The 25,826-nt window shown below is 56.0% G+C and carries 25 protein-coding genes; 22 read left to right on the top strand and 3 right to left on the bottom strand.

All coding sequences use genetic code 11. The annotated features are described in order from the left end of the window. Window positions 1–10: 10 nt before the first annotated feature. On the bottom strand, window positions 11–3,181 hold the full coding sequence (gene rne, locus AB6V08_RS03200) for a ribonuclease E (protein WP_368541288.1): 3,171 nt from the start codon (window positions 3,179–3,181) through the stop codon (window positions 11–13). 569 nt (window positions 3,182–3,750) lie between these two features. Here rne and rluC point away from each other — a divergent pair. Further along, complete coding sequence (gene rluC, locus AB6V08_RS03195) at window positions 3,751–4,698, top strand: 23S rRNA pseudouridine(955/2504/2580) synthase RluC (protein ID WP_368541287.1); 948 nt, start codon at window positions 3,751–3,753, stop codon at window positions 4,696–4,698. A 47-nt stretch (window positions 4,699–4,745) separates the two neighbouring features. Here rluC and AB6V08_RS03190 read toward each other — a convergent pair whose 3' ends face one another. Next, window positions 4,746–5,330 (bottom strand): nucleoside triphosphate pyrophosphatase, encoded by a 585-nt coding sequence (locus AB6V08_RS03190; protein ID WP_368541286.1) that lies wholly within the window; start codon window positions 5,328–5,330, stop codon window positions 4,746–4,748. Between the two features lie 140 nt (window positions 5,331–5,470). On the opposite strand from AB6V08_RS03190, the gene yceD reads away from it, so the two are divergent. The 14 genes from yceD (at window position 5,471) to ptsG (ending at window position 17,796) form a co-directional block, all read left to right on the top strand. Continuing rightward, window positions 5,471–5,992, top strand: a complete 522-nt coding sequence (gene yceD, locus AB6V08_RS03185; protein ID WP_368541285.1) for a 23S rRNA accumulation protein YceD — start codon at window positions 5,471–5,473, stop codon at window positions 5,990–5,992. 16 nt (window positions 5,993–6,008) lie between these two features. Further along, window positions 6,009–6,182: a 50S ribosomal protein L32 gene (gene rpmF / locus AB6V08_RS03180; RefSeq protein ID WP_003857964.1), complete on the top strand. Its 174-nt coding sequence runs from the start codon at window positions 6,009–6,011 to the stop codon at window positions 6,180–6,182. Between the two features lie 81 nt (window positions 6,183–6,263). Beyond that, window positions 6,264–7,298 (top strand): phosphate acyltransferase PlsX, encoded by a 1,035-nt coding sequence (gene plsX, locus AB6V08_RS03175; protein ID WP_368541284.1) that lies wholly within the window; start codon window positions 6,264–6,266, stop codon window positions 7,296–7,298. Window positions 7,299–7,304: 6 nt separating this feature from the next. Then, on the top strand, window positions 7,305–8,258 hold the full coding sequence (locus tag AB6V08_RS03170; protein ID WP_368541283.1) for a beta-ketoacyl-ACP synthase III: 954 nt from the start codon (window positions 7,305–7,307) through the stop codon (window positions 8,256–8,258). A gap of 15 nt (window positions 8,259–8,273) precedes the next feature. Continuing rightward, a complete protein-coding gene (gene fabD / locus AB6V08_RS03165; protein WP_368541282.1) occupies window positions 8,274–9,203 on the top strand; it encodes an ACP S-malonyltransferase in 930 nt (309 codons plus the stop codon). A gap of 12 nt (window positions 9,204–9,215) precedes the next feature. Beyond that, a complete protein-coding gene (fabG, locus tag AB6V08_RS03160; RefSeq protein WP_010429699.1) occupies window positions 9,216–9,950 on the top strand; it encodes a 3-oxoacyl-ACP reductase FabG in 735 nt (244 codons plus the stop codon). A 154-nt stretch (window positions 9,951–10,104) separates the two neighbouring features. Next, window positions 10,105–10,341 (top strand): acyl carrier protein, encoded by a 237-nt coding sequence (acpP, locus tag AB6V08_RS03155; protein WP_003857954.1) that lies wholly within the window; start codon window positions 10,105–10,107, stop codon window positions 10,339–10,341. Window positions 10,342–10,430: 89 nt separating this feature from the next. After that, window positions 10,431–11,672 carry a beta-ketoacyl-ACP synthase II gene (gene fabF, locus AB6V08_RS03150; protein ID WP_368541280.1) on the top strand — a complete coding sequence of 414 codons (1,242 nt, stop codon included), beginning with the start codon at window positions 10,431–10,433 and terminating at the stop codon, window positions 11,670–11,672. 120 nt (window positions 11,673–11,792) lie between these two features. Then, complete coding sequence (gene pabC, locus AB6V08_RS03145; protein WP_368541278.1) at window positions 11,793–12,608, top strand: aminodeoxychorismate lyase; 816 nt, start codon at window positions 11,793–11,795, stop codon at window positions 12,606–12,608. After that, window positions 12,605–13,627, top strand: coding sequence for a cell division protein YceG (yceG, locus tag AB6V08_RS03140; protein ID WP_368541276.1), 1,023 nt, complete (start codon window positions 12,605–12,607; stop codon window positions 13,625–13,627). Before pabC ends, yceG begins: the two co-directional genes overlap by 4 nt. Continuing rightward, window positions 13,617–14,258, top strand: a complete 642-nt coding sequence (gene tmk, locus AB6V08_RS03135; RefSeq protein WP_368541275.1) for a dTMP kinase — start codon at window positions 13,617–13,619, stop codon at window positions 14,256–14,258. The genes yceG and tmk overlap by 11 nt, the downstream gene beginning before the upstream one ends. Continuing rightward, on the top strand, window positions 14,255–15,259 hold the full coding sequence (holB, locus tag AB6V08_RS03130; protein WP_368541274.1) for a DNA polymerase III subunit delta': 1,005 nt from the start codon (window positions 14,255–14,257) through the stop codon (window positions 15,257–15,259). Before tmk ends, holB begins: the two co-directional genes overlap by 4 nt. Window positions 15,260–15,269: 10 nt before the next feature. Further along, window positions 15,270–16,064: a metal-dependent hydrolase gene (locus AB6V08_RS03125; RefSeq protein WP_368541272.1), complete on the top strand. Its 795-nt coding sequence runs from the start codon at window positions 15,270–15,272 to the stop codon at window positions 16,062–16,064. A gap of 298 nt (window positions 16,065–16,362) precedes the next feature. Next, entirely contained in the window at window positions 16,363–17,796 is a 1,434-nt protein-coding gene (ptsG, locus tag AB6V08_RS03120) for a PTS glucose transporter subunit IIBC (RefSeq protein ID WP_368541271.1), read from the top strand. A 121-nt stretch (window positions 17,797–17,917) separates the two neighbouring features. On the opposite strand, the gene fhuE is transcribed toward ptsG, so the two are convergent. After that, window positions 17,918–20,113, bottom strand: coding sequence for a ferric-rhodotorulic acid/ferric-coprogen receptor FhuE (gene fhuE / locus AB6V08_RS03115; protein ID WP_368541270.1), 2,196 nt, complete (start codon window positions 20,111–20,113; stop codon window positions 17,918–17,920). 353 nt (window positions 20,114–20,466) lie between these two features. Between fhuE and hinT the strand changes: the two genes are divergently transcribed. The 7 genes from hinT to AB6V08_RS03080 all read left to right on the top strand — a co-directional run bounded on the left by hinT (window position 20,467) and on the right by AB6V08_RS03080 (window position 25,826). Further along, the gene (hinT, locus tag AB6V08_RS03110; RefSeq protein ID WP_332983844.1) at window positions 20,467–20,826 is read left to right on the top strand and encodes a purine nucleoside phosphoramidase; all 360 of its coding nucleotides are present in this window, start codon (window positions 20,467–20,469) and stop codon (window positions 20,824–20,826) included. Between the two features lies 1 nt (window position 20,827). Beyond that, window positions 20,828–21,202 (top strand): YcfL family protein, encoded by a 375-nt coding sequence (locus AB6V08_RS03105; protein WP_368541268.1) that lies wholly within the window; start codon window positions 20,828–20,830, stop codon window positions 21,200–21,202. 9 nt (window positions 21,203–21,211) lie between these two features. Beyond that, the gene (gene lpoB, locus AB6V08_RS03100) at window positions 21,212–21,865 is read left to right on the top strand and encodes a penicillin-binding protein activator LpoB (protein ID WP_368541267.1); all 654 of its coding nucleotides are present in this window, start codon (window positions 21,212–21,214) and stop codon (window positions 21,863–21,865) included. Continuing rightward, window positions 21,846–22,670, top strand: a complete 825-nt coding sequence (gene thiK / locus AB6V08_RS03095) for a thiamine kinase (protein ID WP_368541266.1) — start codon at window positions 21,846–21,848, stop codon at window positions 22,668–22,670. Before lpoB ends, thiK begins: the two co-directional genes overlap by 20 nt. Before the next feature lie 11 nt (window positions 22,671–22,681). Next, window positions 22,682–23,707 (top strand): beta-N-acetylhexosaminidase, encoded by a 1,026-nt coding sequence (nagZ, locus tag AB6V08_RS03090; RefSeq protein WP_368541264.1) that lies wholly within the window; start codon window positions 22,682–22,684, stop codon window positions 23,705–23,707. Between the two features lie 34 nt (window positions 23,708–23,741). Continuing rightward, the gene (ycfP, locus tag AB6V08_RS03085) at window positions 23,742–24,284 is read left to right on the top strand and encodes an alpha/beta hydrolase YcfP (protein ID WP_368541263.1); all 543 of its coding nucleotides are present in this window, start codon (window positions 23,742–23,744) and stop codon (window positions 24,282–24,284) included. Window positions 24,285–24,521: 237 nt separating this feature from the next. After that, the gene (locus AB6V08_RS03080; protein WP_368541261.1) at window positions 24,522–25,826 is read left to right on the top strand and encodes an NAD(P)/FAD-dependent oxidoreductase; all 1,305 of its coding nucleotides are present in this window, start codon (window positions 24,522–24,524) and stop codon (window positions 25,824–25,826) included.

Raw genomic sequence — 25,826 nt, 5'->3', positions numbered from 1 at the left:
TGGTGCTGGCTTAGTCAGCGGACTGAGGGCGGGTCGCCGGTGCAGTCGCCTGATGCGTTGCACTGTGACCGCCGGCAGAGCCTTTGCCGTCAAAGTTGAAGGCCGGACGAACCCAGTCGCTGCTGCGCGGCGCTTCCGGAACGTATTCCGGTGCCGGCGCGCGGGTCATTGGCGCGGTCGCAACGTGAGCAGCCTTAGCCGCTTCAACGACAGGTTCCGCTTTCACTTCAGCTTCCGGCGCCTTAACGGCGGCGACGGCTGGAGCAGGTTCAGGTTCCGCTGGGGCTTCAACCGCAACAGGCGCTTCAGTAACAGCCACTTCTTCAACGGCTGCTGGTTCAGCTTCTTCAGCCACCTCTTCGGCTACCGCGGTATCTTCCTCGGCGATAAGCTGCGGCGCGGCGTCAACCGGCGCGGCAATCACTTCAGGATGCGTGGTTTCAACCTCAACCGCCTGGGGAGCGTCTTCAACGGCCTGAGGCTCAACGATCTGCGGTTCAACAACCTGAGCTTCTTCAACCTGAGGCTCTACAACCGCGGCTACTTCGGTAACCACTTCTTCAACGGCGACGACCGGTGCAATCACCTCTTCGGTGACCTGCTGCTCTTCAACAGCCTGCTCCGGACGGGCAACCGGGTAGCGGATCCAGACTTTACCGGATGCCATTTCAGGTGACGCGCACGCCACGGTTAACGGCATTGGTGACTGAGTCGGATAACGCTCGTCACGGTAGCGACGACGGCGCTGGCCGCTGACGCGCAGGTGACGTGGAGAACGACGTGAACGGCGCGGCATGCCTGCGTTGTCACGGTTTTCTGCGTTTTCATCCTGCTCGGCGCTGGTTTCAACGACCGCTGGCAGATCAACTTTCGCCAGTTGGGTGTTTGGTGCGATCTCAGCAACAGGCTCAGCGGCAGCGATGGCGGTCTCTTCGGTCTGCTCTGCGGACGCGAAGCGGACTTTCTGATTCAGCTGACGCTGCTTGCGGCGCGGCATAACCTGAGTGCGTTCTTCCTGCTCGGCGTCCTGCTGTTCTGCAGGGGCTTCGCGGTTCAGGTTTTTCACTTCCTGCTGCGCCTGACGCTTCTCGTCGTTGCGACGACGGTTGCGCTCGCGGCGAGGCTGCTGCTCGTCACGCTGTTTGCTCTTCTCGGACTCATCGCCCGCCGGCTGGCGAATTTCGCGATCTTCAACATTTTGCTGCTGCTTATCACGACGGTTGCGACGGTTGTCTTCGCGCTGCTCACGGCCTTCGTTGTTCTCAGAACGGTTATCGCGACGTTCGTTACGTTCGCTGCGGTCACCACGGTCACCACGGTCACCACGGTCGTTACGATCGCGACGGTTGTTCTGACGCTTGCGACGATCCTGCTGACGCTCCGGCTTCGCCTCTTTCGGTGCTTCTTTCGGCTGTTCCGGCTGCGCTTCTTCCCCTGCGAACATTTTCTTCAGTGCGCCGAAGAAACGGCTCAGAAGACCTGGCTCGGCAGGCTGGGTTTTCGCTGCTTCCACTGCGGGTTTCTGCGCCGCAGGTTTGGCTGCTGGTTTTTCCAGCGCCGCTTCTGGCGGTGCTTCCGGCATGATGAAGGTGGCTAATGCAGGCTGCTCAGGCAGTTTACGCTCGGCAGGCTCTTCATCGGACGGCAGCGCCATCTCTTCTTCATGCAGCTTCGGCAGCAGGTAGCTCAGGGTGGAGGTTTCTTCGCCCTTACGGACGCGCAGCACGTGATAGTGCGGGGTTTCCATCTGATCGTTAGGCACGATAATGCAGCGCACGCCGCCCTGACGCGCTTCAATGGCGCTCACCGCTGCACGTTTTTCGTTCAGAAGGTAAGAGGCAATCGGCACCGGAACGATGGCGTGAACTTCTTTGGTGTTCTCTTTCAGCGCTTCTTCTTCAATCAAACGCAGAATGGACAGAGACAGCGACTCGTTGTCACGAACCGTACCGGTACCGGAACAGCGCGGGCAGACGTGATGGCTGGATTCACCCAGTGACGGGCTCAGACGCTGACGAGACATCTCCAGCAGGCCAAAGCGAGAGATATGGCTGATCTGGATACGCGCTCTGTCCTGACGCACCGCTTCACGCAGACGGTTTTCAACCGCGCGCTGGTGGCGAACAGGCGTCATGTCGATGAAGTCGATAACGATCAGGCCGCCCAGGTCGCGCAGGCGCAGCTGGCGGGCAATCTCATCGGCCGCTTCAAGGTTGGTATTGAAGGCCGTTTCTTCGATATCGCCACCGCGCGTTGCACGTGCGGAGTTGATGTCGATGGCGGTCAGCGCTTCAGTTGTGTCGATAACGATAGAACCGCCGGATGGCAGACGCACTTCACGCTGGAAGGCGGACTCAATCTGGGATTCAATCTGATAGTGGCTGAACAGCGGGATTTCACCGGTGTACAGTTTAATTTTGCTGGTGAAATCTGGACGACCCAGCGCAGCGATGTGCTGGCGAGCCAGCTCAAGCACTTTCGGGTTATCAATCAGAATTTCGCCGATGTCCTGACGCAGGTAATCACGGAAAGCACGCACGATAACGTTACTTTCCTGGTGGATCAGGAACGGAGCAGGGCGGCTTTCAGCAGCTTTCTGGATTGCTTCCCAGTGCTTCAGACGGAAGCTTAAGTCCCACTGCAGCGCTTCGGCAGATTTGCCAACGCCTGCGGTACGAACGATAAGACCCATGCCATCCGGCAGTTCAAGGCTTGCCAGCGCTTCTTTCAGCTCGGTACGGTCGTCGCCTTCGATACGGCGAGAGATACCACCCGCACGCGGGTTGTTTGGCATCAGTACCAGATAGCTACCTGCCAGGCTGATAAAGGTAGTCAGCGCAGCGCCTTTATTGCCGCGTTCTTCTTTATCAATCTGAACAATAACTTCCTGACCTTCGCGCAGAACATCTTTGATGTTAGGACGACCGTGGGAGTTATAGTTGGCAGGGAAATATTCGCGGGCAATTTCTTTAAGAGGAAGGAAACCGTGACGCTCAGCACCGTAATCGACAAATGCAGCTTCAAGGCTTGGTTCAATACGGGTGATTTTACCTTTGTAAATGTTCGCTTTTTTCTGTTCGTGTCCAGGACTTTCGATATCCAGATCGTACAGGCGCTGCCCATCCACAAGGGCGACACGCAACTCTTCTTGCTGAGTTGCGTTGATTAACATTCTTTTCATCGTAACTTACTCGTTATTCTTACATTGACGACAAAGCTGCGGGCAAGGTGACGCTTTCCGGGGTATGAACCGATGGCCTCGTGTCTATTCACGTCGCCAACCTCACGGTTGTCGCTCGCTTAAGAGGCGCAAAGTGTCGGTTGCCTGTATTTCATACGGAAATACAGCGCAATTATCAGGGGAATTGCCTGGGAACACTCTCCAGAAAACAATCCTTATACCGGGAAGTACTGCAACCCGCAGCCCGCTAACTGCCTGAAAGATCATTACGTCTTACGCCATTGCTGCGTGGATGATCGGTCAGACAAAATTGGTCATTCCGTCAGATTACTGGTTAACCAGGATTTAACACGGAAAACGGCCTCATTATTCCACTGCTCGCCGGGTTATAGCAAGATGACTTTTACCAATTATCACCCGGTTACTCACAGTTTCTCCACTTCAACGCAGCGATTGGTTTAATATCCACCAAATCGATTGCGTATGAAGAAAGCGTGCCGGATAAAAGTAAATATAAGCATAGAAAAATGAGTGGCGCTAATGCGTGACGATATTTAGAATCGCCAACCATGAAAACAGAGACTCCAGCCGTAAAAATGGTTGCCATCACCGATGATGAAGCGGGGCAACGTATCGACAACTTTTTGCGTACCCAGCTGAAAGGCGTACCAAAGAGCATGATTTATCGCATCCTGCGCAAAGGCGAGGTGCGGGTTAACAAGAAGCGTGTGAAACCTGAGTACAAACTCGAAGCGGGCGATGAGGTTCGTATTCCGCCCGTGCGCGTTGCTGAGCGCGAAGAAGAGGCGGTTTCACCGAAGCTGCAAAAAGTCGCCGCCCTGAGTGATGTGATTTTATATGAAGACGACCATATCCTGGTGCTGAACAAGCCTTCGGGAACCGCAGTGCACGGCGGGAGCGGGTTGAACTTTGGCGTGATCGAAGGTCTGCGCGCACTGCGCCCGGAAGCGCGTTTCCTCGAACTGGTGCACCGTCTTGACCGCGACACTTCCGGCGTGCTGCTGGTGGCCAAGAAGCGTTCCGCCCTGCGTTCCCTGCACGAGCAGCTGCGTGATAAAGGCATGCAGAAAGATTACCTGGCGCTGGTGCGCGGGCAGTGGCAGTCCCATATAAAAGTGGTGCAGGCGCCGCTGCTGAAAAACATTCTGCAAAGCGGCGAGCGCATTGTGCGCGTCAGCCAGGAAGGTAAACCTTCTGAAACGCGCTTCAAGATTGAAGAGCGCTACGAGTTTGCCACGCTGGTGCGCTGCAGCCCGGTAACGGGACGTACTCACCAGATCCGTGTGCATACCCAGTATGCCGGGCATCCCATCGCCTTTGACGATCGCTACGGCGACCGCGAGTTCGACAAGCAGCTGGCGGGCACGGGGTTATCTCGCCTGTTCCTCCACGCCGCAGCGCTGAAATTTACCCATCCCGGAACGGGTGAGGTGATGCGCGTCGAAGCGCCGCTGGACGACCAGCTCAAGCGCTGCCTGAAGGTTCTGCGCGGCTAAGTATGCCTTCCTCCCTCTCCCGGTGGGAGAGGGCCAGGGTGAGGGCATCACGCCGTCAGCGGATTACACTCTTCGCGTCTTAACATCTGCGACAGCGCAATCAGCGGCAGCCCAACCAGCGTGTTCGGGTCGCGTCCTTCAAGCCTTTCAAACAAGGCAATCCCCAGCCCCTCGCTTTTGAAGCTTCCAGCGCAGTTCAGCGGGCGCTCTTTACGCACGTAATCTACAATCTCCTGTTCGCTCAGGTGGCGGAAATGCACGTCAAAAGGTTCGCATTCGGTTTGCAGATGGCCGGACGCCGAGTTATAGACCGCAAGGCCGGTATAAAAGGTGACGATATTGCCGCGGGCGCGCATCAATTGCGCAATCGCGTTCTCTTCAGTATGCGGCTTGCCGGTAATGACGCCGTCCAGCACGCAAACCTGATCGGAGCCTATAATCAAATGGGCGGGATAACGTGCTGCCAGCGACTGGGCTTTCTCCTGCGCCAGACGCGTCACCAGATGCCGCGGCGACTCGCCCGGCTGCGGGGTTTCGTCAACGGCAGGGGCGGCACATTCAAACGGGATCCCGAGCTTTTCCAGCAGCATTCGGCGGTAGGGTGAAGTGGAACCAAGAACAAGATTTGGCATATTTTTATCACCAGATATAGCGTATCGATGCCAGCCATTTTAAACTACAGGCCGCAATGTGTGCGAATAATTGGCAAAAGGCAGCTCTGGTTGCCTTTTTCTTTGACTCTATGACGTTACAAAGTTAATATGCGCGCCCTATGCAAAAGGTAAAATTACCCCTGACTCTTGATCCGGTTCGTACGGCTCAAAAACGCCTCGATTATGAAGGAATCTATTCTTCCGATCAGGCCGAGCGTATCGCCGAATCCGTAGTCAGTGTGGACAGTGATGTGGAATGCTCCATGTCGTTCGCTATCGATAACCAGCGCCTTGCCGTTATAACCGGTGATGCAAAGGTGACGGTAACGCTCGAGTGTCAGCGTTGCGGGAAACCGTTCACACAGCATGTTCACACAACGTATTGTTTCAGTCCGGTTCGTTCAACCGAACAGGCTGAGGCACTCCCGGAAGCGTATGAGCCGATTGAGGTTAACGAATTCGGTGAAATCGATCTGCTTGCTTTGGTAGAAGATGAAGTGATCCTCTCCTTGCCAGTAGTTCCGGTGCATGATTCTGAACACTGTGAAGTGTCCGAGGCGGACATGGTCTTTGGGGAACTGCCTGATGAAGCGCAAAAACCAAACCCATTTGCCGTATTAGCCAGCTTAAAGCGTAAGTAATTGAGGAGTAAGGTCCATGGCCGTACAACAGAATAAACCAACCCGTTCCAAACGTGGCATGCGTCGTTCCCATGACGCGCTGACTGCAGTTACCAGCCTGTCTGTAGACAAGACTTCTGGTGAGAAACACCTGCGTCACCACATCACTGCTGACGGTTTCTACCGCGGCCGTAAGGTTATCACTAAGTAATCACGCATTCGCGTGATTAGGCTTAGTGAGGAACTTCCCCGTGAAAGCGGGGAATATACCGAACCAGGCTGCGACGATACCTTGACACGTCTAACCCTGGCGTTAGATGTCATGGGGGGAGATTTTGGCCCTTCTGTGACAGTGCCTGCAGCATTGCAGGCACTGAACTCTAATTCGCAACTCACACTTCTTTTAGTCGGCAATCCCGACACAATCACGCCATTACTTGCAAAAGCTGACTTCGAACAACGTTCGCGTCTGCAGATTATTCCTGCGCAGTCAGTTATTGCCAGTGATGCCCGGCCATCGCAGGCTATCCGCAATAGCCGCGGAAGCTCCATGCGCATGGCGCTGGAACTGGTGAAAGAAGGGCGAGCGCAGGCTTGCGTCAGCGCGGGGAATACCGGTGCGCTGATGGGGCTGGCTAAATTACTGCTCAAGCCCCTCGACGGGATTGAGCGTCCTGCGCTGGTGACGGTGTTACCGCATCAGCAAAAAGGAAAGACGGTGGTGCTGGATCTCGGTGCTAACGTGGATTGCGATAGCACAATGCTGGCCCAGTTTGCCGTAATGGGCTCGGTACTGGCAGAAGAAGTTGTTGGGATTAATCATCCCCGCGTTGCGTTACTAAACATTGGTGAAGAAGAGACCAAAGGGCTGGACAATATTCGCGAAGCGGCGGAATTGCTAAAGCAGGTGCCTTCTATCAACTATATTGGTTATCTCGAAGCCAATGAGTTGCTCACCGGTAAAACCGACGTGCTGGTGTGCGACGGGTTTACGGGTAACGTGACCTTAAAGACCATGGAAGGGGTCGTTCGAATGTTCCTTTCGCTGCTGAAATCGCAGGGCGAAGGGAAAAAAAGGTCCTGGTGGCTGATTTTATTAAAGCGTTGGTTACAAAAAAGCCTGACGCGGCGATTCAGTCACCTCAACCCCGACCAGTATAATGGCGCCTGTCTGTTAGGATTGCGCGGTATTGTGATTAAGAGTCACGGTGCGGCCAATCAGCGAGCTTTTACCGTCGCAATTGAACAGGCAGTGCAGGCGGTGCAGCGACAAGTCCCTCAGCGGATTGCCGCTCGCCTGGAATCTGTATTAGCTAAAAGTGACTGAGCGTACATGTATACGAAGATTTTAGGTACCGGCAGCTATCTGCCACAACAGGTGCGAACCAACGCCGATCTGGAAAAAATGGTCGATACGTCTGACGAGTGGATTGTCACCCGCACAGGTATCCGTGAACGTCGTATCGCCGCGCCAGATGAAACCGTGTCCACCATGGGTTACGAAGCCGCGCAGCGTGCTATCGAAATGGCTGGCATCGATAAAGAGCAGATTGGCCTGATCGTCGTGGCAACAACCTCAGCGACTCACGCCTTCCCAAGCGCGGCCTGCCAGGTGCAGAACATGCTGGGCATTAAAGGCTGCCCGGCATTTGACGTTGCCGCTGCCTGCGCTGGTTTTACCTACGCGCTGAGCGTTGCCGATCAGTACGTAAAATCCGGCGCGGTGAAGTATGCGCTGGTGATCGGTGCTGACGTTCTGGCGCGTACCTGCAATCCTGAAGATCGCGGGACCATCATTATTTTCGGCGATGGTGCTGGCGCGGTGCTGCTTGGGCAGTCCGACGAGCCGGGTATCATCTCCACGCATTTACATGCTGACGGCAGCTACGGCGAGCTGTTAACCCTGCCTAACGCGGATCGCGTTAATCCGGACAACTCCATTTACCTGACCATGGCGGGTAATGAAGTGTTCAAGGTGGCGGTAACCGAGCTTGCTCACATTGTTGACGAAACGCTGGAAGCGAACAATCTTGAACGCTCCGCGCTCGACTGGCTGGTGCCGCATCAGGCAAACCTGCGCATTATCAGCGCAACAGCGAAAAAGCTGGGCATGTCGATGGATAACGTTGTGGTGACCCTGGATCGTCACGGCAACACCTCTGCGGCCTCCGTACCTTGCGCATTCGATGAAGCGGTACGCGATGGACGAATCAAACGAGGCCAGTTGGTCTTGCTTGAAGCCTTCGGTGGCGGGTTCACCTGGGGTTCCGCACTGGTCCGTTTCTAGTATAAGGATTAAATGATGACGCAATTTGCTTTTGTGTTCCCGGGACAGGGCTCTCAAACGGTTGGGATGTTGTCTGAAATGGCAGCAGCGTACCCGATTGTTGAAGAGACTTTCCGTGAAGCTTCCGATGCTCTGGGCTATGATCTGTGGGCGCTGACTCAGCAAGGTCCGGCCGAAGAGCTGAACAAAACCTGGCAGACTCAGCCTGCGCTGTTGACTGCATCCGTTGCGCTGTGGCGCGTATGGCAGCAGCAGGGCGGTAAAGCGCCAGCGCTGCTGGCAGGCCACAGCCTGGGCGAATACTCCGCCCTGGTATGTGCGGGTGTGATTGCCTTCGCTGACGCGGTGCGTCTGGTTGAGCTGCGTGGCAAGTTCATGCAGGAAGCGGTGCCAGAAGGAACGGGCGGCATGTCTGCCATTATCGGTCTTGATGATGCCGCGATTGCAAAAGCATGTGAAGAATCAGCAGAAGGGCAGATTGTTTCTCCGGTAAACTTCAACTCGCCGGGCCAGGTGGTTATCGCTGGTCATAAAGAAGCGGTTGAACGTGCGGGTGCAGCCTGTAAAGCTGCGGGTGCAAAACGCGCGCTGCCTCTGCCTGTTAGCGTGCCATCTCACTGTGCCTTGATGAAGCCAGCAGCCGACAAACTGGCGGTTGAGCTGGAAAAAATCACCTTTAACGCACCGACAATTTCCGTTGTGAATAACGTCGATGTGAAATGCGAAACCGCGCCAGAGGCTATTCGCGCTGCGCTGGTTCGTCAGCTCTACAGCCCGGTACAGTGGACCAAAACCGTTGAGTTTATGGCGTCACAGGGCGTTGAGCATCTGTATGAAGTTGGTCCTGGTAAAGTCCTCACCGGTCTGACAAAACGTATTGTTGACACCCTGACCGCATCGGCCATTAACGAGCCGGAAGCGATGTCAGCGGCACTCTCGCAATAAAAGAGGAATACCATGAGTTTTGAAGGAAAAATCGCACTGGTGACCGGCGCAAGCCGCGGTATCGGGCGCGCAATTGCTGAAACACTGGTTGCGCGCGGCGCGAAAGTGATTGGTACAGCAACCAGCGAGAATGGCGCTCAGGCCATCAGCGAATATCTGGGTGCGAACGGTAAAGGTCTGGTTCTGAATGTGACCGAACCTGCATCTATCGAATCTGTTCTGGAAAATATTCGCGCAGAGTTTGGCGAAGTCGATATTCTGGTAAATAATGCCGGGATCACTCGCGACAACCTTCTGATGCGAATGAAAGATGATGAGTGGAACGATATTATCGAAACCAACCTGTCATCTGTATTCCGTCTGTCAAAAGCGGTAATGCGCGCTATGATGAAGAAGCGTCATGGACGTATTATCACTGTTGGTTCTGTGGTTGGTACCATGGGAAATGCTGGTCAGGCTAACTACGCTGCGGCGAAAGCAGGTCTGATCGGTTTCAGTAAGTCGCTGGCGCGCGAAGTTGCGTCCCGCGGTATTACTGTAAACGTTGTTGCTCCGGGCTTTATTGAAACGGACATGACGCGTGCGCTGACTGATGATCAGCGTGCGGGTACGCTGGCTGCAGTTCCTGCGGGCCGCCTCGGCGACCCAAAAGAAATTGCCAGCGCGGTTGCATTTTTAGCCTCTGACGAAGCGGGTTACATCACTGGTGAAACCCTCCACGTCAACGGCGGGATGTATATGGTTTAATCACGATCGAAAATATTTGCGTTATTGGGGGGATTGGCCTCAAAATAACGTAAAATCGTGGTAAGACCTGCCGGGATTTAGTTGCAAATTTTTCAACATTTTATACACTACGAAAACCATCGCGAAAGCGAGTTTTGATAGGAAATTTAAGAGTATGAGCACTATCGAAGAACGCGTTAAGAAAATTATCGGCGAACAGCTGGGCGTTAAGCAGGAAGAAGTTGTGAACTCCGCTTCCTTCGTTGAAGACCTGGGCGCAGATTCTCTTGACACCGTTGAGCTGGTAATGGCTCTGGAAGAAGAGTTTGATACTGAGATTCCGGACGAAGAAGCTGAGAAAATCACCACCGTTCAGGCTGCCATTGATTACATCAACGGTCACCAGGCGTAAGTGAACATCTCCAGGCGGTCATTCGACCGCCTGAGTTTTATCTTTTTTAGTCCCACGAATCCCTTTTTATCCCTCCCTGGAGGACAAACGTGTCTAAGCGTCGTGTAGTTGTGACCGGACTTGGCATGTTGTCTCCTGTCGGCAATACCGTAGAGTCCACCTGGAAAGCTCTCCTTGCCGGTCAGAGCGGCATCAGCCTAATCGACCATTTCGATACTAGCGCCTATGCAACGAAATTTGCTGGCTTAGTAAAGGATTTTAACTGTGAAGAAATCATCTCGCGCAAAGAACAACGCAAGATGGATGCCTTCATTCAATATGGAATTGTCGCTGGCGTTCAGGCCATGCAGGATTCTGGCCTTGTCATTACGGAAGAAAACGCAACCCGTATCGGCGCCGCTATCGGCTCCGGGATTGGCGGTCTTGGCTTAATCGAGGAAAACCATACATCTCTGATGAATGGCGGCCCGCGTAAGATTAGCCCGTTCTTCGTTCCGTCGACGATTGTAAACATGGTGGCAGGTCACCTGACCATTATGTTCGGCCTGCGTGGCCCAAGCATTTCAATCGCAACAGCCTGTACTTCTGGTGTGCATAACATCGGTCAGGCTGCGCGTATTATCGCCTATGGCGATGCGGATGCGATGGTTGCGGGCGGTGCAGAAAAAGCCAGTACGCCTCTGGGTGTAGGTGGTTTTGGTGCAGCGCGTGCATTGTCTACCCGTAACGATAATCCTCAGGCGGCAAGCCGTCCGTGGGATAAAGACCGTGATGGTTTCGTTCTGGGCGACGGTGCGGGAATGATCGTGCTGGAAGAGTACGAACACGCGAAAAAACGCGGCGCGAAAATTTATGCTGAAGTCGTTGGCTTTGGTATGAGCAGCGATGCGTACCACATGACATCACCTCCGGAGAACGGTGCAGGCGCTGCGCTGGCAATGGAAAACGCCATCCGTGACGCGGGTATCACCCCGGCACAAATTGGCTACGTTAACGCGCACGGGACTTCTACCCCTGCGGGCGATAAAGCTGAAGCTCAGGCTGTTAAGTCTATCTTCGGCGAATCTGCCAGCCGCGTAATGGTTAGCTCCACGAAATCCATGACCGGTCACCTGTTGGGTGCCGCAGGTGCTGTAGAGTCTATCTACTCTATCCTTGCGCTGCGCGACCAGGCTGTACCGCCAACCATCAACCTGGATAACCCGGATGAAGGTTGCGATCTGGACTTCGTACCGCACGAAGCACGCCAGGTAAGTGGAATGGAATACACGCTGTGTAACTCCTTCGGCTTTGGTGGCACCAACGGCTCTCTGATCTTCAAAAAGGTCTGATTCCGGCTGCCTGATGGCGATAAAAAAGGTCCGCTTGTCGGGCCTTTTTTATTCAGTTTTATCCCCTTGTCCATTTTGATGTGCATTGCCACACTGTTCGACCACGCGTAAGGAGCCAGCATGTTTCTGATTAATGGTCTTAAGCAGGACGATCTTCCTGCAAGCGACAGGGCGACACAGTTTGGTGATGGCTGTTTCACCACGGCGCGTATCGCTGAGGGTGAAATTTCTTTCCTCGCTGCGCACATTAGCCGGCTACAGCAGGCCTGTGAAAAACTTCTGATCCCGTTCACCGAGTGGGAAACCCTGGCGCATGAGATGGCGCAGCTGGCCGTAGGGCACGCCAGCGGCGTGCTGAAAGTCATCATCAGCCGGGGCAGCGGCGGCCGGGGCTACAGCGGTGCCAGCTGCCGGCACCCTTCGCGTATCCTCTCCGTCTCCGCGTATCCAGCGCACTATGCGCGCTGGCGCCACGACGGGATCGTTCTTGAACTCAGCCCGGTGCGCCTGGGACGTAACCCGATGCTCGCTGGCATTAAACATCTTAACCGTCTTGAGCAGGTCTTGATCCGCACTCATCTTGAGCAGTCAGACGCTGACGAGGCGCTGGTTCTTGACAGCGAAGGGTTCATTACTGAATGCTGTGCGGCTAATTTATTCTGGCGGCAGGGCAGAGAGGTCTTTACGCCGAAGCTCGACCAGGCCGGCGTGAATGGCATTATGCGTCAGTTTTGTTTGCAGCAGCTGGCACGCTCTGATTTTCGCGTTGTCGAAGTTAACGCCGCCGAAGACGCGCTGTTAGCGGCAGAGGAAGTGCTCGTCTGCAATGCGTTGATGCCCGTTGTGCCGGTTCGTGCCTGGGGCCAGCAAACATGGTCATCCCGCGAGCTGTATCAATTTTTAGCCCCGTTATGTGAGCAAACCAGAAAGTCATGAAGAAAATGTTGCGCTTTACCCTCCTGCTGGTCGTCGTGCTGGGCATTGCCGGGGGAGCAGGAATGTGGAAGGTTCGCCAGCTGGCGAACAGCAAGATCCTCATCAAAGAAGAAACGATATTCACGCTGAAAGCGGGAACCGGGCGTCTGGCGCTTGGTGAACAGCTTTACGCCGACAAGGTGATCAACCGCCCGCGCGTTTTCCAGTGGCTGCTGCGCGTTGAGCCGGATCTGTCGCATTTCAAAGCCGGTACGTACCGCTTGATGCCGGGGATGACCGTCAAAGAGATGCTGCAACTGCTGGAAAGCGGGAAAGAAGCGCAGTTCCCGCTGCGGTTTGTGGAAGGGATGCGCCTGAGCGATTACCTCAAGCAGCTGCGCGATGCGCCTTATCTCAAGCACACGCTGAAAGACGACAGCTACCAGACCGTCGCCGAGGTACTGAAGCTTGAACATCCTGAGTGGGTTGAAGGCTGGTTCTGGCCGGACACCTGGATGTATACCGCAGGCACAACCGATGTCGCCATCCTCAAGCGCGCCCACAAGAAGATGGTTGCCGCCGTTGATGCGGCCTGGGAAGGACGCGTGGACGGGCTACCGTATAAAGATCAAAACCAGTTTGTCACCATGGCCTCTATCATCGAGAAAGAGACTGCCGTCGCCGAAGAGCGCGACAAGGTGGCGTCGGTGTTTATCAACCGACTGCGCATTGGCATGCGTCTGCAGACTGACCCGACCGTGATTTACGGGATGGGGGAGAGCTACAGCGGCAAGATTTCGAGAAAAGACCTTGAAACGCCAACGGCGTATAATACCTATGTGATTAGCGGTTTGCCGCCTGGCCCAATTGCCACGCCGGGCAATGCGTCCCTGAAAGCGGCCGCGCATCCGGCTAAAACGCCGTATCTCTATTTTGTGGCTGATGGAAAAGGTGGGCATACCTTTAACACTAACCTTGCCAGCCACAATCGCTCTGTTCAGGCCTATCTGAAGGCACTTAAGGAAAAAAATGCGCAGTAAATACATTGTCATTGAGGGACTGGAAGGCGCGGGCAAAACGACCGCGCGTAATCTGGTGGTGGATACGCTCAAATCGCTTGGCGTGGGTGAGATGGTGTTCACCCGCGAACCGGGCGGTACGCAGCTGGCGGAAAAGCTGAGAAGCCTGGTGCTGGATATCAAATCCGTGGGCGACGAAGTTATCACCGATAAAGCCGAAGTCCTGATGTTTTACGCCGCGCGTGTGCAGCTGGTCGACACGGTGATCAAGCCGGCTTTGGCCGAAGGCAAGTGGGTGATTGGCGATCGTCACGATTTGTCTACCCAGGCTTATCAGGGCGGCGGTCGCGGTATCGATCGGGGAATGTTAGCCACCCTACGCGACGCGGTGCTGGGCGATTTCCGCCCGGATCTGACGCTCTATCTCGACGTGACGCCAGAAGTGGGCCTGAAGCGCGCCCGCGCCCGCGGCGAGCTGGATCGCATTGAGCAGGAGTCGCTGGACTTCTTCAACCGCACGCGCGCGCGCTATCTGGAGCTTGCCGCTCAGGACAGCTCGATTCGTACCATCGATGCCACGCAGCCGCTGGACGAGGTGACGCGCGCCATCCGTGAAACCGTGAACCAGTGGGTTCAGGAGCAACAGGCATGAAATGGTATCCATGGTTGCGCCCGCACTTTGAGCAGCTGATTACCAGCTATCAGGCTGGGCGGGGCCATCATGCGTTACTGATCCAGGCGCTGCCTGGGATGGGTGACGACGCGCTGATTTACGCGCTCACCCGTTTTCTGATGTGCCAGCAGCCGGAAGGGCATAAAAGCTGTGGTAAATGCCGGGGCTGCCAGCTGATGCAGGCGGGCACGCACCCCGACTACTACACGCTGGAGCCGGAGAAGGGCAAAACCACGCTTGGCATTGACGCGGTGCGCGAGGTTAGTGAAAAGCTGTACGAGCACGCGCGCCTGGGTGGGGCGAAAGTGGTCTGGCTGAATGATGCCGCGCTGCTTACCGAAGCGGCGGCTAACGCCCTGCTGAAAACACTGGAAGAGCCGCCGGAAAAAACCTGGTTCTTCCTGTCGTGCCGCGAGCCGGGGCGACTGCTGGCGACGCTGCGCAGCCGCTGTCGTTTACATCACCTTTCCGTTCCTCAGGAATCCTGGTCGTTAAGCTGGCTAGAGCGGGAAGTGACAATGTCACAGGACGCGATGCTGACCGCACTGCGGCTGTGCAGCGGAGCCCCTGCCGCGGCGCTGGCGTTACTCCAGCCCGACAGCTGGTCCCAGCGCGAGGCGCTGTGCAGCGGCGTGGCTTCTGCCCTGGACAGCGGCGACTGGCTGAGCTTACTGGCGGCGCTAAACAGCGACCGTGCTGCCGAGCGCCTGCACTGGCTGGCCTCCATGCTGCTGGACGCGCTGAAGATCCAGCAGGGAGCGACCCTGCTGTCCAACGTGGACGTCTGGGTTCTTATCAATACTCTGGCTAACCGGCTGTCCGGCAACGCGCTGCGCGCTATGCTTCACGACGTGTGCCAGAGCCGTGAACAACTGTTGACGGTAACCGGTCTTAATCGCGAGCTTTTACTTACCGACCAGTTACTGCGTATAGAACATTACCTGCAACCAGGCACCGTGCTGCCTGTTTCCCATCTCTGAGAGAGACATTATGTTTTTAGTCGACTCACACTGCCATCTTGATGGCCTGGATTATCAATCCCTGCATAAAAACGTGGACGACGTGCTGGAAAAAGCCGCCGCCCGCGACGTGAAATTCTGCCTTGCGGTGGCGACTACGCTGCCGGGCTACCGCGCCATGCGCGAGCTGGTAGGCGTTCGCGATAACGTGGTGTTCTCCTGCGGCGTTCACCCGCTGAACCAGGACGAAGCCTACGACGTCGACGATCTGCGCCGTCTGGCGGCAGAAGAGGGCGTCGTGGCGATGGGCGAAACCGGGCTGGACTATTTTTATACCCCCGAAACCAAACCGCGCCAGCAGGCGTCTTTCCGCAACCACATCCGCATCGGACGCGAGCTGAACAAGCCGGTTATCGTGCATACCCGCGACGCGCGCGCCGATACGCTGGCGATCCTCCAGGAAGAAAAGGTGACGGATTGCGGTGGCGTACTACACTGTTTCACTGAAGACAGAGAAACGGCGGGTAAGCTGCTTGATTTAGGGTTTTATATCTCGTTTTCGGGGATCGTGACGTTCCGTAACGCCGAGCAGCTTCGCGATGCGGCGCGCTATGTTCCGCTCGATCGCATTCTGGTGGAAACAGACTCTCCTTATCTGGCACCGGTACCGCACCGCGGTAAAGAGAATCAGCCAGCCATGACGAGAGATGTGGCTGAGTACATGGCCGTCCTTAAAGGTGTCAGCATTGAAGCGCTGGCGCAGGCAACGACGGAAAACTTCGCAAACCTGTTCCACATCGACCCCGCCCGCCTCCAGTCTGTCTGATACACCCGTTTTTTTTAGGCTCGTAATTAATAGGTAAAGCGAGTAAAGTTCACCGCCTCATTTGGGGCGGTGACGGTGCTTTTAGACACATCCAGACATAACTTTTGTAAATATCTGAAAGTTTTTGATTCGTCTTAAGCTGAAACGTGATAGCCGTCAAACAAAGTCTCAGGGATTTATTTTACTCTGTGTAATAAATAAAGGGCGCTTAGATGTCCTGTCCACGGCACGGTACTCCCCCCGGGCCAATGCGTGAAAAGCGTAAAAAAAGCACAAATACTCAGGAGCACTCTCAATTATGTTTAAGAATGCATTTGCTAACCTGCAAAAGGTCGGTAAATCGCTGATGCTGCCAGTATCCGTACTGCCTATCGCAGGTATCCTGCTGGGCGTCGGTTCTGCAAACTTCAGCTGGCTGCCAGCCGTAGTTTCCCACGTGATGGCCGAAGCAGGCGGTTCTGTTTTTGCTAACATGCCGCTGATCTTCGCTATCGGTGTTGCTCTGGGCTTCACCAATAACGACGGTGTATCCGCACTGGCTGCTGTTGTGGCTTACGGCATCATGGTGAAAACCATGGCTGTGGTTGCGCCGCTGGTACTGCATTTACCTGCTGAAGAGATCGCTGCGAAACACCTGGCTGATACCGGTGTTCTGGGCGGTATTATCTCCGGTGCGATTGCAGCGTATATGTTCAACCGCTTCTATCGCATTAAGCTGCCTGAGTATCTGGGCTTCTTCGCGGGCAAGCGCTTTGTTCCGATTATCTCCGGTCTGGCAGCGATTTTCACTGGTGTAATCCTGTCCTTCATCTGGCCACCAATCGGTTCCGCAATCCAGACCTTCTCTCAGTGGGCTGCTTACCAGAACCCGGTTGTGGCGTTCGGTATCTACGGCTTCATCGAGCGTTGCCTGGTGCCATTTGGTCTGCACCACATCTGGAACGTTCCATTCCAGATGCAGATTGGTGAATACACCAACGCCGCAGGTCAGGTGTTCCACGGCGATATCCCACGTTACATGGCGGGTGACCCAACTGCAGGCAAACTGTCTGGCGGCTTCCTGTTCAAAATGTACGGCCTGCCGGCTGCTGCGATTGCAATCTGGCACTCTGCTAAACCAGAGAACCGTGCAAAAGTGGGCGGTATCATGATCTCCGCAGCGCTGACCTCGTTCCTGACCGGTATCACCGAGCCGATCGAGTTCTCCTTCATGTTCGTTGCGCCGATCCTGTACATCATTCACGCTGTACTGGCTGGCCTGGCGTTCCCAATCTGTATCCTGCTGGGTATGCGTGACGGTACGTCCTTCTCCCACGGCCTGATCGACTTTATCGTTCTGTCCGGTAACAGCAGCAAACTGTGGCTGTTCCCAATCGTGGGTGCGTGCTATGCGGTTGTTTACTACACCGTCTTCCGCGTGCTGATCAAAGCACTGGACCTGAAAACCCCGGGTCGTGAAGATGCAACAGAAGACAGCAAAGCAGGCGCGACCAGCGAAATGGCTCCGGCTCTGATCGCAGCGTTCGGCGGTAAAGACAACATCACCAACCTGGACGCGTGTATCACTCGTCTGCGTGTGAGCGTTGCTGATGTGGCGAAAGTTGACCAGCCTGGCCTGAAAAAACTGGGCGCGGCAGGTGTGGTTGTTGCAGGTTCTGGTGTTCAGGCAATCTTCGGTACTAAATCCGATAACCTGAAAACCGAGATGGATGAGTACATCCGCAACAACTAAGACGTGATCGGGGAGACTAAGGCAGCCAAATGGCTGCCTTTTTTATGGGCGCGATTTAGGGTTTAAGGGTAGGGCAGACAAAAAAGGGAGCCATAAGGCTCCCTCAGTTTTAAGGACTGTCTTAGAAGTCGTAGCTTGCGCTCACCGAGACGTTCAGCGGCGCGCCGTAAACCACGTAAGATCCGACGTAGTCGTAGTACTTTTTGTCGAACAGGTTGTTGACGTTCGCCTGCACCGCAAAGTCTTTGGTGACCTGATAGCGGCTGAACAGGTTAACCAGCCCGTAGCTGCCTTGCTCCGCACGGTTACGACCCGCCGGGCCGCCGTCCACGTCGGTCCACACTTTGTTTTGCCAGTTCACGCCGCCGCCGACGGCCAGTTCTGGCAGCATCGGCAGCTGATAGCGGGTAAACAGCTTCATGGTGGTGCGCGGCTGATCGGAACTCACGGCGTTACCGCTCTTGTCTTCGGCGATATAGCGCGTGGCACCGAAGGTGAGCTGCCAGTTGTCCGTCAGTGCGCCGTTCAGCTCAAACTCAACCCCTTTACTCACCACGCCGTCCAGCGACTCGTAGATCGATTCGCCGCTTGGCATATAGGTGTAAGTGTTGCTCGCCACGTTATCCTGCTCGATGCGGAAGATCGCCAGCGAGGTCGTCAGACGGGTGTTAAACCAGTCGGCTTTCACGCCGGCTTCATAGCTTTTCCCCGTGGTGGGATCGAGGTAGCGGCCGCTGGCATCGCGCTTGTCCTGCGGCTGGAAGATGGAGGTGTAGCTGACGTAGGTCGACCAGTCTTCGTTGATGTCGTAAACCAGGCCGGCATACGGCGTCACGTCATCTTTGGTGCTCTCCAGGCGCGTATCCGGGGAGCCGGCCGGGTTGTAGCGGATGTTGTAGTTGGTGTAACGCGCCCCGAGGATCAGGTGCAGCGGATCGGCCAGCGAGAAGCGGGCGGAGCTGTAGGCCGAAGACTGGCGGATATCGTCCTGACTGTAGAGCTTCCACGGCGTCCACTGCGGATCGGCGATATTGCCGTTCCAGTTTTTAAAGTTGCCCACGTCAACCATCCCGTACAGCGCGTCCGGCATGGAGTTGTCGTAGTGGTTGCGCTGGCGGCTGAAGCTGCCGCCAAACATCATCTCGTGCTGACGTCCCAGCAGGTCGAAGCTGCCGCGCAGGAAAGCGTCCACCGCGTCCTGCTTGCGTTCGCCGCGGTTCCAGCCGCCGTAGCCCACCATGCCCGCACCGGTGTCTTTATCCGGATAGCCGGACATGTACATCAGCTTGCTGTCGAAGTTGGTGTCCGCGTGCATTCCGTTGACGTGCGCTTCCCAGCCGTTGTCGAAGCGCTGTGTCAGGTTGGCGAAAACGCGGGTGGTGTCTTTGTCCGAATAGGCCCAGTCCGGCGCAACGGTCTGGCTGCGATCGTAGTGGGTTTTGCTCCCGTCGCTGTACCAGGTGGGCAGGCCGCCCCAGGTCGGGTCTTCGGTTTTGCTCTCCTGATATTCATAGCCCAGCGAGAGGGTGGTGCTGTCGGTCACGTCGGCATCCACCACGCCGTAGAGGAACTTTTTACGGTAGTGATAGTTATCAACGAAGCTGTCGTTGTCCTGATAGCCCGCAATCAGGCGCCCGCGTACCTTGCCGGACTCGACCAGCGGCGCCTGTAAATCCAGCACGTAGCGCTGTTTATCCCAGCTGCCGTAGCTGGCGGAGACATTGCCCTTGAATTCGTTGCTGTCGGCGTGTTTACGCACCATATTCACGTAGGCCGACGGGTTGCCCGTACCGGACATCAGGCCGGTTGCGCCGCGTACCACTTCGATACGGTCGTAAATGGCGGTGTCGGCGGCGGTATCACCGAAGTTCCACACTTCGCTGATGGAGGTGGGCAGGTCATCGAAAGCGTAGTTACTGACGAAAAAGCCGCGGGAGTAAAACACGGTGCGATCGCTGTCCTGCACCTGGGCGGTCACGCCGGTGGTGTTGCTTAACACCTGTCCGATGGACTGCAGGTTCTGGTCGGCCATGCGCTGCTGACTGATTACGCTGACGGACTGCGGAATATCGCGAGGCACCAGCAGTAGCTTGGTGCCGGTGGTGGTGGTTTTAACGCTGTAGTCCTGCTCCTGGCCGATGAGCGGATCCTGGGCGTTATCAAAACCGCCGTCAACGACAACGGTGTCTTCTGCGGCAGTAGAGGCGGCGGCGAAACTTACGGCTGGCGTCAATGCCATAGCAATGCAGGCGGCCAGCAGCGAAGGTGCTGCGGCAGGCTGGCGTTGCCCATCCCTGGTGTGATTAATGAAAGACATCATCAAACCCTTAATGAATGGTGAAAGGTGTGTGCGTCAGTCCCGCTAGCACGGGCAGACGTCGTTTTCTATGTTAAAAATGCGCATGAAAATGCAAATGCGAAATATACGCATTGAGATTATCGCTGTAAACAGATGTGTCGAAGGTAACTGAAATAATGTTTCATAGGATTCTTCTGCAAGAGTGCTCACTCTCCAGCCAGCCGGGGTGCAAACAGGAAAGAAATCGTGGGAGAAGGTTGAAAGGACAGGAGAAAGTCGCTCATACTCTTGAGTTGTGTCACACAGTAATAACGTCGATCTCTGTTATTGGCAGGCACACCACGCCAGATTAAACAAAAAAGGAAAAGGTCATGGCTGAAGAAACGATTTTCAGTAAAATTATCCGTCGCGAAATTCCGTCGGATATCGTGTATCAGGACGAGCTGGTAACGGCCTTCCGGGACATTTCACCTCAGGCACCGACGCACATCCTTATTATCCCGAATATTCTGATCCCGACCGTGAACGACGTGAAAATCGAACACGAAGTGGCATTAGGTCGTATGCTGACTGTGGCGGCAAAAATTGCCGAGCAGGAAGGGATTGCTGAAGACGGCTATCGTCTGATCATGAACTGTAATCGTCATGGCGGTCAGGAAGTTTATCACATTCACATGCATCTGCTGGGTGGCCGCCCGCTGGGCCCGATGCTGGCACATAAAGGTCTTTAATATGCTAAGAGGGCGTTTTGCAGCGCTTGTTATGCTGCTGATCCTCGCAGGGTGCAGTTCCCGTCCTGCGATCCCGGTCAGTGACGAACAGACGCTGGTCATGGAGTCTTCCGTTCTGGCCGCAGGGATTACGGCAGAACCCCCTTCGTTGACGATGAGCGAAATTCAGGCTTCCGCGTCCTCTACGCTATATAACGAAAGACATGAACCGGTGACGGTGCACTACCGTTTCTACTGGTATGACGTAAGAGGTCTTGAAATGCATCCACTGGAAGCGACGCGCACGGTGACCATTCCGGCAAGGGCATCGGTCACGCTCTACGGCAGCGCGAACTACCTGGGTGCACATAAGGTGAGACTTTATCTTTATTTATAGGGGTGAACCTTGATTAAAAATATGAGCCGCTACGCGCTCCTGGGTGCATTTGCACTCATTCTTGCAGGGTGTGTGACGCGCACAGAAGAACCTGCTCCTGTGGATCAGGCCAAACCGGGCACCGAACAGCCGGCACAGCCAACGCCAACGCAGCCCGTGCCGGTTGTGCCGTCCGTACCGTCCATTCCGGAACAGCCTGGCCCTATCGTGCGTCCGGATGCGACCGCGCAGCCTGCGCCGCGCGTTCGCCATTACGACTGGAACGGCGCAATGCAGCCGATGGTGGGCAAAATGCTGCAAGCGCAGGGCGTAACCCCGGGTAGCGTGCTTCTGGTGGACAGCGTCAATAACCGCACCAACGGTTCTCTGAACGCGGGCGAAGCAACGGAAACCCTGCGTAACGCGCTGGCGAACAACGGCAAATTTACGCTGGTTTCCTCCCAGCAGCTGGCCGTTGCCAAACAGCAGCTGGGCTTGTCCCCGCAGGACAGTCTCGGCTCTCGCAGCAAGGCGATGGGTATCGCCCGTAACGTTGGCGCACAGTATGTGCTCTACTCCAACGCCACCGGGAATGTGAACACGCCAGCGCTGCAAATGCAGCTGATGCTGGTTCAGACGGGCGAAATTATCTGGTCAGGTAAAGGTGCCGTTACGCAACAATAACGGTACGCGTGACGACGTTTTGTCACGCTATTTCCCGCAGTATCGCCTCCTCGCGCCGCAGGCCCATTCCGGGCTTGGCGGCGCGAGTTGCATTATCGAGCAGGGTGAGCATCGTCTGGTGCTGCGCCAGAACCATGACCGCTCTGCGCCATCTTCCCACTTCCGTCGACAGTTCCGCGCCCTGACGCGTCTTCCGCATGATATCGTGCCGAAGCCTCGATGCTTTATTCAGGGCTGGATGGCGGTGGAGTATCTTGCGGGCGAGATCAAAACCGGACTGCCGGAGACTTCCTCCCTCGCCGCCATGCTGTATCATCTGCACCGTCAGCGGCGGCTAGGCTGGCGCGTGGCGCTGTTGCCGTTGCTCGACCAGTACTGGCAGCAGGCATCCTCCTCCAGGCGAACGCCGTTCTGGCTCAGGCAGCTTAAGGCGCTGCGCAGCGCCGGTGAGCCGCAGCCGCTGCGGCTGGCGCCGTTGCATATGGACGTTCACGCCGGAAATATCGTTCATACCCCGGCGGGGCCCAGGCTTATCGACTGGGAATATGCCGGAGATGGCGACGTTGCGCTGGAGCTTGCGGCGGTCTGGACGCCGGACGAGACCGCGCGCCAGCGGCTGATTGAGGCTTATGCCCGCACGGCGCAGATGGACTGCGCGATCCTTGCGCGTCAGGTTCGCCGCTGGCGGCCGTGGGTGATGATGCTGATGGCGGGCTGGTTTGAAATGCGCTTGCAGCAGTCGGGCGACAAACAATTTATCGCGCTGGCAGATGACGTCTGGCGCCGGTTACAAACTAAAGGATAAGAGAGGTTCGTGTGGGTCCAGTCATGTTGGATGTCGAAGGTTTTGAGCTGGATGCGGAGGAGCGCGAGATTCTGGCGCACCCGCTGGTGGGCGGCCTGATCCTGTTTACGCGCAACTACCACGATCCTGAGCAGCTGCGCGAGCTGGTTCGCCAGATCCGCGCGGCGTCGCGCAATCACCTGGTGGTGGCGGTCGATCAGGAAGGCGGTCGCGTGCAGCGCTTCCGCGAAGGGTTCACCCGCCTCCCGGCGGCGCAGTCTTTCGCCGCGCTGCTGGGAACGGAAGAGGGCGGCAGGCTTGCCCAGGACGCAGGCTGGCTGATGGCGAGCGAAATGATTGCGATGGATATCGATATCAGCTTTGCGCCGGTGCTGGACGTGGGGCACATCAGCGCCGCCATCGGCGAGCGCTCGTACCACGAAGATCCGCGCATGGCGCTGGCGATGGCGACGCGCTTTATCGACGGTATGCACGATGCGGGGATGAAAACCACCGGCAAACACTTCCCGGGGCACGGGGCGGTCACTGCGGATTCGCATAAAGAGACGCCGCGCGACCCGCGTCCTGAGGCGGAAATCCGCGCCAAAGATATGTCGGTCTTCCGTTCGCTTATCACCGACAACAAGCTCGACGCCATTATGCCCGCGCACGTGATTTACAGCGATGTCGATCCGCGTCCGGCGAGCGGCTCCCCGCACTGGCTTAAAACCGTGCTGCGCCAGGAGCTGGGCTTTAACGGCGTGATCTTCTCGGACGATTTGTCGATGGAAGGGGCGGCGATCATGGGCAGCTATGCCGAGCGCGGACAGGCCTCTCTGGATGCGGGTTGCGATATGATCCTGGTCTGCAATAATCGTAAAGGCGCGGTCAGCGTGCTGGATAACCTGTCGCCGATCAATGCTGAACGTGTTACACAATTGTATCATAAAGGTTCATTTAGCCGTCAGGAGCTGATGGGCTCGGCGCGCTGGAAGACGATCAATGCGGAGCTTGAGGCGCTGAACGAGCGCTGGCAGGCACATAAAGCGGGCCTTTAATCCCTCCCGAAAGGCGTAACCTGGTGAGAAGACGATGATCATCTATTTACACGGTTTTGATTCAAACAGTCCTGGTAATCATGAGAAGGTGCTGCAGCTGCAGTTTATCGATCCGGATGTGCGGCTGATTAGCTACAGCACGCGCCATCCGAAGCATGATATGCAGCATCTGCTGAAAGAAGTGGACAAAATGCTGCAGCTTAACGTCGATGACCGTCCGCTGATTTGTGGCGTGGGTCTGGGTGGATACTGGGCCGAGCGTATTGGATTTTTGTGTGACATTCGCCAGGTGGTGTTCAATCCGAATCTGTTCCCCCATGAAAACATGGAAGGGAAGATTGACCGCCCGGAAGAGTACGCCGATATCGCCACCAAATGCGTGAGCAACTTCCGTGAGAAGAACCGCGACCGCTGCCTGGTGATCCTCTCGCGCAACGATGAAGCCCTGAGCAGCGACCGCGCGGCTGAATTGTTACATCATTACTACGAAATCGTCTGGGACGAAGAGCAGAGCCACAAGTTCAAGAACATCTCTCCTCATCTGCAGCGCATCAAAGCCTTTAAAACGCTGGGCTAAACCGCACCAGCGCACTTCTCTGGCCCGGCGGCGCAAGCTTGCCGGGCTCTCTTTTTGCTAAAATTGGTCAAATAATCATCATCAAAACTTGATGCACATCAATTTTGGTATGACCAATGCGCCTTGCGTGTTATTCTCAATGCACCTGAATGGTTTCAGTGCTGTAACCTGTTGTTAATTAAGGGTTATTTATATAACTTTTAATTAACAATTGGTTAATAATTTGAGGGGGTCACGTTGACTACACCATTGAAAAAGATAGTGATTGTAGGCGGTGGTGCTGGCGGGCTGGAGCTGGCTACGCAGCTGGGTAAGAAGCTGGGTCGCGGCAAAAAAGCGAAAATTACGCTGGTCGATCGTAACCACAGTCACCTGTGGAAGCCGCTGCTGCACGAAGTTGCAACCGGTTCACTGGACGAGGGCGTGGATGCGCTGAGCTATCTGGCTCACGCGCGTAATCACCACTTCCAGTTCCAGCTGGGTTCCGTGGTGGATATCAACCGTGAAAGCAAAACCATTACGCTGGCCGAGCTGCGTGATGAAAAGGGTGAGCTGCTGGTGCCTGAGCGCAAGCTGCCTTACGACACGCTGGTCATGGCGCTGGGCAGCACCTCCAACGACTTCAACACGCCGGGCGTGAAGGAAAACTGCATCTTCCTGGATAACCCGCACCAGGCGCGTCGTTTCCACCAGGAGATGCTGAACCAGTTCCTGAAATACTCCAGCAACCTGGGCGCTAACGGCAAGGTCAACATTGCGATTGTTGGCGGCGGCGCGACGGGCGTTGAGCTGTCTGCGGAGCTGCACAACGCGGTGAAACAGCTGCACAGCTACGGCTACAAAGGGCTGACCAACGACGCGCTGAACGTGACGCTGGTGGAAGCGGGCGAACGCATTCTGCCTGCGCTGCCTCCGCGCATTTCCGGTGCGGCGCACAATGAGTTAACCAAGCTGGGCGTGCGCGTGCTGACCCAGACGATGGTGACCAGCGCCGACGAAGGCGGTCTGCACACGAAAGACGGCGAGTACATCAAGGCGGATCTGATGGTCTGGGCGGCAGGCATCAAGGCGCCAGATTTTATGAAGGATATCGGCGGACTGGAAACCAACCGTATCAATCAGCTGGTGACCGAGCCAACGCTGCAAACCACCCGCGATCCGGAAATCTTCGCCATCGGCGACTGCGCCTCCTGCGCGCGTCCGGAAGGCGGCTTTGTCCCACCGCGCGCTCAGGCTGCGCACCAGATGGCAAGCCTCGTGCTGCACAACATCCTGGCGCAGATGAAGGGCAAGCCAATGAAATCCTACGTCTATAAAGACCACGGTTCACTGGTTTCGCTCTCTAACTACTCCACCGTGGGCAGCCTGATGGGCAACCTGATGCGCGGCTCTATGATGGTAGAAGGGCGCATTGCGCGCTTTGTGTATATCTCGCTGTACCGTATGCACCAGATTGCGCTGCACGGCTACTTCAAAACCGGCCTGATGATGCTGGTGGGCCGAATCAACCGCGTGATCCGTCCTCGCCTCAAGCTGCACTAA

Origin of the sequence: Enterobacter soli (assembly GCF_964208575.1) — a bacterium.
Lineage (GTDB): Bacteria > Pseudomonadota > Gammaproteobacteria > Enterobacterales > Enterobacteriaceae > Enterobacter > Enterobacter soli_A.
Note: the sequence above shows the minus strand (reverse complement) of the source record. Positions and strands in the feature narration are given on the sequence as shown.

What these genes read in the sequence shown, in the direction of transcription:
- rne (WP_368541288.1), bottom strand. Translation starts at nt 3,181, where the DNA reads ATGAAAAGAATGTTAATCAACGCAACTCAGCAAGAAGAGTTGCGTGTC.
- rluC (WP_368541287.1), top strand. Translation starts at nt 3,751, where the DNA reads ATGAAAACAGAGACTCCAGCCGTAAAAATGGTTGCCATCACCGATGAT.
- AB6V08_RS03190 (WP_368541286.1), bottom strand. Translation starts at nt 5,330, where the DNA reads ATGCCAAATCTTGTTCTTGGTTCCACTTCACCCTACCGCCGAATGCTG.
- yceD (WP_368541285.1), top strand. Translation starts at nt 5,471, where the DNA reads ATGCAAAAGGTAAAATTACCCCTGACTCTTGATCCGGTTCGTACGGCT.
- rpmF (WP_003857964.1), top strand. Translation starts at nt 6,009, where the DNA reads ATGGCCGTACAACAGAATAAACCAACCCGTTCCAAACGTGGCATGCGT.
- AB6V08_RS03170 (WP_368541283.1), top strand. Translation starts at nt 7,305, where the DNA reads ATGTATACGAAGATTTTAGGTACCGGCAGCTATCTGCCACAACAGGTG.
- fabD (WP_368541282.1), top strand. Translation starts at nt 8,274, where the DNA reads ATGACGCAATTTGCTTTTGTGTTCCCGGGACAGGGCTCTCAAACGGTT.
- fabG (WP_010429699.1), top strand. Translation starts at nt 9,216, where the DNA reads ATGAGTTTTGAAGGAAAAATCGCACTGGTGACCGGCGCAAGCCGCGGT.
- acpP (WP_003857954.1), top strand. Translation starts at nt 10,105, where the DNA reads ATGAGCACTATCGAAGAACGCGTTAAGAAAATTATCGGCGAACAGCTG.
- pabC (WP_368541278.1), top strand. Translation starts at nt 11,793, where the DNA reads ATGTTTCTGATTAATGGTCTTAAGCAGGACGATCTTCCTGCAAGCGAC.
- yceG (WP_368541276.1), top strand. Translation starts at nt 12,605, where the DNA reads ATGAAGAAAATGTTGCGCTTTACCCTCCTGCTGGTCGTCGTGCTGGGC.
- tmk (WP_368541275.1), top strand. Translation starts at nt 13,617, where the DNA reads ATGCGCAGTAAATACATTGTCATTGAGGGACTGGAAGGCGCGGGCAAA.
- holB (WP_368541274.1), top strand. Translation starts at nt 14,255, where the DNA reads ATGAAATGGTATCCATGGTTGCGCCCGCACTTTGAGCAGCTGATTACC.
- AB6V08_RS03125 (WP_368541272.1), top strand. Translation starts at nt 15,270, where the DNA reads ATGTTTTTAGTCGACTCACACTGCCATCTTGATGGCCTGGATTATCAA.
- ptsG (WP_368541271.1), top strand. Translation starts at nt 16,363, where the DNA reads ATGTTTAAGAATGCATTTGCTAACCTGCAAAAGGTCGGTAAATCGCTG.
- fhuE (WP_368541270.1), bottom strand. Translation starts at nt 20,113, where the DNA reads ATGTCTTTCATTAATCACACCAGGGATGGGCAACGCCAGCCTGCCGCA.
- hinT (WP_332983844.1), top strand. Translation starts at nt 20,467, where the DNA reads ATGGCTGAAGAAACGATTTTCAGTAAAATTATCCGTCGCGAAATTCCG.
- AB6V08_RS03105 (WP_368541268.1), top strand. Translation starts at nt 20,828, where the DNA reads ATGCTAAGAGGGCGTTTTGCAGCGCTTGTTATGCTGCTGATCCTCGCA.
- ycfP (WP_368541263.1), top strand. Translation starts at nt 23,742, where the DNA reads ATGATCATCTATTTACACGGTTTTGATTCAAACAGTCCTGGTAATCAT.